This is a genomic window from Thiocapsa sp., assembly GCF_035467215.1.
GTDB lineage: Bacteria > Pseudomonadota > Gammaproteobacteria > Chromatiales > Chromatiaceae > Thiocapsa.
The window spans coordinates 1-6,629 of sequence record NZ_DATITZ010000315.1 but is presented as its reverse complement, the minus strand read 5'-3'; the positions used below and the strand labels follow the sequence as shown (position 1 = coordinate 6,629).

Sequence of the window (6,629 nt, the reverse complement as noted above, 5' to 3'; positions counted from 1 at the left end):
TGTCCGGTGGTGCCGGAGGTGTAGACGATGGTCGCCAAGGCGTCGGGGTTGTCGGCCCGATCGACGGGGCGATGATCGGGCGGGGTCAGTGCCTCGCCGAGCCAATCGCTCGCCGCACGGGTGCCTTCGGGCAGCGGCGTTTCGCCCGGCTCGAGGATCAGAAGGCGTTTGAGCCGGGCGAGCGTCGGGTCGATCGCGGACAGCTCGGCGCGTTGCTCGGCGGTCTCGAGCAGCAGGAGTCGAACGCCGGCGTCTTCGAGGATGTACCGGATCGCCTCGGCCCGGTCGTTGGGGTAGAGGGGCACCGTGACCAAGCCCAGACCGAGCGCCGCCAGATCGAAGGCGACCCATTCGCGTCGATTGCGCATCATGAGGGCCACGCGGTCGCCGGGCGACAGACCCTCGCGCGTCAAGGCCGCCTGCCAATGCGCGACCGATCGAGCGGTGTCGCGCCACGTGGTCTCGATCCAGGTCTGCGTTGTCTCGTCGAACTGGATGTAGGACACCTCATCCGGGGTGCGTGCGACACGTTCGAGCAAGAGACCGCAGAGGCTGATCGCCGCTTCGGCCGAGATGAGATCGAGCAGGCGGGTCGAGACGCCTGTCGTTCCGGTTTGATCGAACAGCAACATGTCAGTGTCCTCCTCGATAGAGTCCGGCCGGCGTCAACTGCCAGCCCCGGTCCGGTCTGAAGTGGCGGCCATGGTCGCGTTGGAGCGCATCGAGGCGGTCGCGCATGCGGTCCCAGCCGCCTTGGGCGATGTCGTGAAGCGGGCCGCCGCGGTGCGGGGCGAAACCCGTGCCGAAGACGACGCCGGCGTCGAGCAGGTCCGGATCCTCGACCACGCCTTCGCGCAGACAGGCGACGCACTCGTTGAGCAGGCGGAAGATCAGCCGTTCGGTGAGATCATTCGGCGGTCGATCGCCGTGCGGGATGGACGCGCGCATGGCCTGTCCGTCGCGGTAACGATAGAAGCCTCGTCCGCTTTTCTTCCCGAGCTGTCCGTCCGCGACCATGCGGCGCAGACGTTCCGGCGTCTCTTCCGGGGCGGTCAAGGCCGGTCCGAGCGTATCGGCGACGGCCAGACAGATGTCGAGCCCGACCGTATCGGCGAGCGCCAGCGGGCCCATGGGCATCCCGTAGTCGAGCGCGGCCTTGTCGATGGCCGCGATGGAGATACCCTCGTCGAGCAGGTCGACGGCCTCGAGTAGATAGGGCATGAGGACACGGTTGACCAGGAATCCCGGACTGCTTCTCACCGGCAGCGGGAGCCGGTCGAGTGCGCGGGCCGCAGCAAGTCCGCGCTGGAGCGATTCGGGTCGTGTCGAGTTGCCGTGAACGACCTCGACGAGCTGCATCCGCGCGACCGGGTTGAAGAAGTGCAGACCGATCAGGCGACCCGGATCCCGGAGACCCTCGCCGATGCGCTCGAGCGGGATGCTCGAGGTGTTTGTGGCCAACAGGGCATGTTCGGAGACGCGTGTCTCGATCTCGGCGAACAGGCGCTCTTTGAGCTCTGCCTCTTCCGCGACCGCCTCGATGGCGAGGTCGGCGCGTCGCAGACCCTCGCCGTCCGGGTCCGGAATCAAGCGGTCCCAGGCCGCGCGGACCAGCCGGGCATCGCGCAGGTGTTGCTCGAAGAGGCGGTGGGCGCGCTTCATGGCCCGTCCGATCTGATCGAGCGAGAGGTCCTGCAGGGTCACCGTCAGACCGTTGAGGGCGCACCAGGCCGCGATGTCGCCGCCCATCACGCCGGCCCCGACGACATGGACCCGCTCCGGCCGCGGGACCTCGCCGTCGGATAGGGCCTTGAGGCGTTCCTGGAGATGGAAGACGCGCCGCAGATTCGTCGAGGTCTCGCCGAGCAGAAGCTCGGGCACGCGTCGGGCCTCGCCGTCGAGCAGGCCCTTCGCGTTCTCGCCGTTGGCGCGCCAGTGCTCGATCAGAGCGAAGGGGGCAGGGTAGTGTTCCTGTCTCACCTTGGCCGCCGTTCGGCGGGTCATCCGGCGCGCGACCCATCCGCGCACCGGAGGGAGATTGGGCAGACGCTGCGAAATGTTCGCCCGGCTTGGTAAGGGTGCGGCGCGAATCAGATCGCGAGCGCCTGTCTCCAACTGACGTTGCGGGAGGACTCGATCGACCAGACCCATCCGTTGGGCTTGGCGGGCCGAGTAGGTTTTTCCGGTCAACATGGCCTGCATGGCCGGGATGGGGCCAAGCGTGCGGATCGCACGCCAGGTGCCGCCGTAGCCCGGGAAGATCCCGAGTCGTACCTCGGGGAAGCCGAGCTTGGTCGCCGGGTCGTCGCTCGCAATACGGTAGCGACAGGCGAGTGCCAGCTCCAGGCCGCCGCCGAGACAGATGCCGTGAATCAGGGCCAGCGTCGGGATCGGCAGATCCTCGATGCGTGCCAGCAGGGCATGGACCCGGCGGATGTGACGTTCGGCTTGTGCCGGATCGGCGAGGCTATCGAATTCGCCGACATCCGCACCTGCGATGAATCCCTTGGGTTTGCGCGAATGGATGATGAGTCCGGTGATCGGATGCGCGTGGGGCCCCGACGCGATCCCGGTTTCGAGTCCCCTTTCGATCTCGCCCACGCATGTGTCCAGCTCATCGAGTGCGGCGACCGAGAGCAGGTTGACGGCGTGCGACGGGTCGTCGATCCCGAGCCGGCAGATTCCGTCGGCGGCGTCTTGCTCGATCCTCCAGAGCGTCTTCATGGCGTACCTCCTTCGGCTCGAAGAAGCAGGGCGCCGCCCTGACCGCCTCCGATACAGAGACTTGCAACGCCCAGGGTCAGCCCTCGACGCTTCATGGACAGCGCCAGATGCAGGGCCAGACGCGCGCCGCTGGCACCGACAGGGTGGCCGATGGCGATGGCGCCGCCCTCCGGATTCAGGGCATCGTCCGGGATCGGCTGGTCCGGCGCGTCGCCGAGCACCTCTTCACGATAGTGGCGATCCGACCAGGCCTCCTGGCAGGCGAGGACCTGCGCGGCGAAGGCCTCGTTGATCTCGAAGACGTCGATGTCGGTGGTCGTGAGCCTCTGACGCCGCAGCAGCGGGGCCATGGCGTGGACCGGGCCGAGACCCATCTCGGTCGGGTCGAGCGCCGCCCACTGGACATCGACGAACTGCGCGAGCACCGTAAGATCCCAACGCTCCACCGCCTCCTCGGAGGCCAGCAGGAGCAACGCGGCGCCGTCCGTGACCTGTGCGCTGTTGCCGGCCGTGACCGTGCCCGTGGGTCGGTCGAAGACCGGGCGCAGCGCGTCGAGCTGCGCGAGATCCGAATCGGCGCGATAGCCTTCGTCTTGAGTATAGGCAGTCCCGTCGGGCGCGATCAGGGGCGTGATCTCGGCGGAGAAGACATGGTCGGAGATTGCGGTTCCCAGGCGCTGGTGGCTGCGCAGGGCGAACCGATCCATCGCCTGGCGATCGATCCCGAACCGCCAGGCGAGATGCTCGGCCGTCTGACCCATCGAAAGACCGACGATGGGGTCGGTGAGGCCCTTGAGCAGGCCGATCACGGGGGCTAGATCGTGCGGGCGCAACTGCGCGAGCAGCCGTCCGCGGGCCGTCAGGCCGCGCGCCCGCGACCAGTTTCCGAGCCAGTCGACGAAGGCGCGCCCGAACAGGACCGGGGCATGACTCATGGCCTCGGTGCCGCCTGCGAGGACCAGATCCGCCCGGCCCGAGCCGATCGACTGCGCGGCGCTTTCCAGGGCCTGGAGCCCGGAGGCGCAGTTGCGTTGCACCGTCCAGGCCGGGGTGCGTTCGCTGCAGCCGAGTCGAAGGGCCGCGATTCGGCCGATGTTCATCTCCTCCGGGCTCGGGACCACGCACCCCAGGATGACCTCGTCGATCGCCTCCGGCGGGAAGGGCTGGCGCAGCAGGAGCGCACGACCGGCGCCGACCGCGAGATCCGCTGCCGTGAAGGGTCCGGGGACACCGCGCGCCTTCAGAAAGGGTGTGCGGCAGCCGTCGACCAGATAGACCGGCCGGGTGTTCGGGCGTGTGTGTTGGTTCATCGCGTCCTCCAGTCGGAGTTTAGGCCGCCGCTCGCGACTCATCCTGAATCCGCAGCTGCCGTGGCCGGAGCTCGACAAAGCTGTCGACCCCGATGACGGCATCGCGAAGCTGCTCCGCCTCGCGAACCGCTGCCGCGTCTTCTGCAGTGATGAGCCGGGCCGCAACCGCTTCGCGAAGTCGCGTCGAGGCGTCGTGATCGGCCAAGCGTCCTTGTCGAACGGCCGCACGCAGGATGCCAAGTACCTCGTCCGCGTGCGTCGCGGCCGCCAAGGCCAACTCGATGCGACCGACGGCCAAGCTCGGGTCGCGGCTGGCGAAGATGCCCGCAGTGAGGCGATCGCGCGCCGCGCTCGGCTCCAGAATCAGGCGGGCCACACGATGCTCCAACGCATCGCTCGGCCCCTCGAAGGGTAGGCCGGTCGGGAAGCTGATGATCCGAAGGACCCGTACAAGACCGCGTCGGGGGAAGTTGCGCCAGAGCGCGACCAACGCCGCCTGGATGCGGATCAGGTGGTCCGCCATGGCCCACTCGACCAGATCCCGGTCGGCCTCCGGTCGGCCTTGGTCCTCGTAGTGTTTGAGCGTGCAGGAGGCCATGAACAGCAGGCTCAGGATGTCGCCGAGCCGCGCGGAGAGACGCTCGCGCCGTTTCAGGCTCCCGCCCAATGTCATCATGGCGAGGTCCGCGTGGAGGGCAAAGACGCTGCTCAGCCAGTCCAGGCACTGATAATGGCGACCCAACCAGCCTTCGACCGGTCGTGCGGCGAGACGCCCGCCGGAAAGTCCATCCCGCAGGGTTCGCAGCAGGTTGCGGATCAGGAAGCCGACATGTCCGGCGATGGCTGCATCGAAGCGTTCCAACGCGCGCTGCGGATCCGGATCGCCCGCGGCCCGAAACTCCTCGAGCACATGCGGATGACACCGCAAGGCGCCCTGACCGAAGACGATCAGATTGCGGGTCAGGATGTTCGCGCCCTCGACCGTGATGGCGATCGGGATCGCCTGATAGACGCGCCCCAGCGGATTGGCGGGTCCGAGACAGATCCCGCTGCCGCCCTGCACGTCCATGGCGTCGTTGATGACCTGCCGATAGCCCTCGGTGAGCTGGTACTTGAGCACCGCCGAGAGCACGGCCGGATGCTCGCCGGCCTGCAGCGCCGCGAGAAAGACCCGGCGCGCGGCGTCCATCTGATAGGTCCGCCCGGCGATGCGTGCGAGTGCGGCCTCGACCCCTTCGAAATCCCCGATCGGCCGGCCGAACTGTCTGCGGACCCAGGCATAAGCGCCTGTGTAACGCGCGGCCAGTTTGCCGCCGCCCGCGGAGAGCGCCGGCAGCGAGATACCGCGCCCCTCCGAGAGCGACTCCATCAACATCCGCCAACCCTTACCGATCCCGTCTTGGCCGCCGATGACCCAATCGACCGGGATGAAGACACCGCGTCCGACCAAGGGTCCGTTCTGGAAGGGGATGCCGAGCGGCAGGTGACGTCGCCCGCGCTCGATGCCGGGCGTATCGGCCGGGATCAGCGCCAGGGTGAGGCCGGGTTGCGGATCGTCGCCGAGCAGCCGGTCCGGGTCGGTCAAACGGAAGGCCAGGCCGATCAAGGTCGCGACCGGTCCCAGGGTGATGTAGCGCTTGTCGAAATCGATCCGGATGCCGAGTGTCGGGCGGCCTTTGAAGACGCCCTGACAGGCGACGCCGATGTCCGGTGTCGAGGCGGCATCGCTGCCGGCCTTGGGGCCGGTGAGCGCGAAGCAGGGGATTTCATCGCCGCTGGCCAGGCGCGGCAGCCAGCGGTCGCGCTGGGCCTGCGTGCCGTAGCGCAGCAACAGCTCGGCCGGACCCAGGCTGTTGGGCACCATCACGGTCACCGCGGCCGTGATGCTGCGGCTGGCGAGCTTCATGACGATCTCCGAGTGGGCCAGCGGGGAGAAGCCGAGTCCGCCGTAGCGGGTCGGGATGACGAGTCCGAAGAGACGCTCGCGCCGGATAAAGGACCAGACCTCGGGCGGCAGGTCCATGTCCTCGTGGGTGATGCGCCAGTCGTCGAGCATCCGACAGAGCTGCTCGACCGGGCCGTCCAGAAACGCCTGCTCGGCTGGGCTCAAGCGGGCGGGGGGCAGGTTGCGCAAGCGCGACCACTCGGGACGGCCCGAGAAGAGCTCGGCATCCCACCAGGTACCGCCGGCCTCCAGCGCCTCCTGCTCGGTGCGGGACATCGCCGGCATGACGCGCCGGAACTGTTTGAGCAGGTGTCGGGTGACCAGACCCTGCCGGAGCGGGCCGATGAAGGTGACCGCCGCGATAGCCGCGGCAATGGTGCCGAGTGCAATGAGAGTGATGGTCATGTCAGGAGCCCTCGGTCGAGACGGCCTTCTTCGTCTGCGCCATTCCGAAGCCCGGTGTGGTCGGTTTGGCGTCTGTATCGTCGATAACCGTGTGCGGTCCAGGCGGCGAGGCCGATTCGGATCCCGGACGCGCTCCCGGCAGCCGGAACCGCAAATGCGCCAAGAACGCGCCTGAGCTCGGGCTGTCGAGCGAGGTCAGGCGATCGATGGACAGCTGGCCCAGCAGGCGCTGCCACACCGGGTCC

General features: G+C 68.2%; 5 protein-coding genes. All 5 read right to left on the bottom strand.

Annotated features, from left to right (window positions below):
- Positions 1-632: AMP-binding protein (locus VLR48_RS17045; RefSeq protein WP_325292938.1), on the bottom strand; the 632-nt coding region annotated here is incomplete at its 3' end.
- Between the two features lies 1 nt (position 633).
- The gene (locus tag VLR48_RS17040; protein WP_325292937.1) at positions 634-2,724 is read right to left on the bottom strand and encodes a 3-hydroxyacyl-CoA dehydrogenase NAD-binding domain-containing protein; all 2,091 of its coding nucleotides are present in this window, start codon (positions 2,722-2,724) and stop codon (positions 634-636) included.
- Complete coding sequence (locus tag VLR48_RS17035) at positions 2,721-4,034, bottom strand: acetyl-CoA C-acetyltransferase (protein WP_325292936.1); 1,314 nt, start codon at positions 4,032-4,034, stop codon at positions 2,721-2,723. Before VLR48_RS17035 ends, VLR48_RS17040 begins: the two co-directional genes overlap by 4 nt.
- 19 nt (positions 4,035-4,053) lie before the next feature.
- Positions 4,054-6,384: an acyl-CoA dehydrogenase gene (locus VLR48_RS17030; protein WP_325292935.1), complete on the bottom strand. Its 2,331-nt coding sequence runs from the start codon at positions 6,382-6,384 to the stop codon at positions 4,054-4,056.
- A gap of 1 nt (position 6,385) precedes the next feature.
- Positions 6,386-6,629, bottom strand: a 244-nt coding sequence (locus VLR48_RS17025; RefSeq protein ID WP_325292934.1) for a hypothetical protein, incomplete at its 5' end; no start/stop codon positions are given.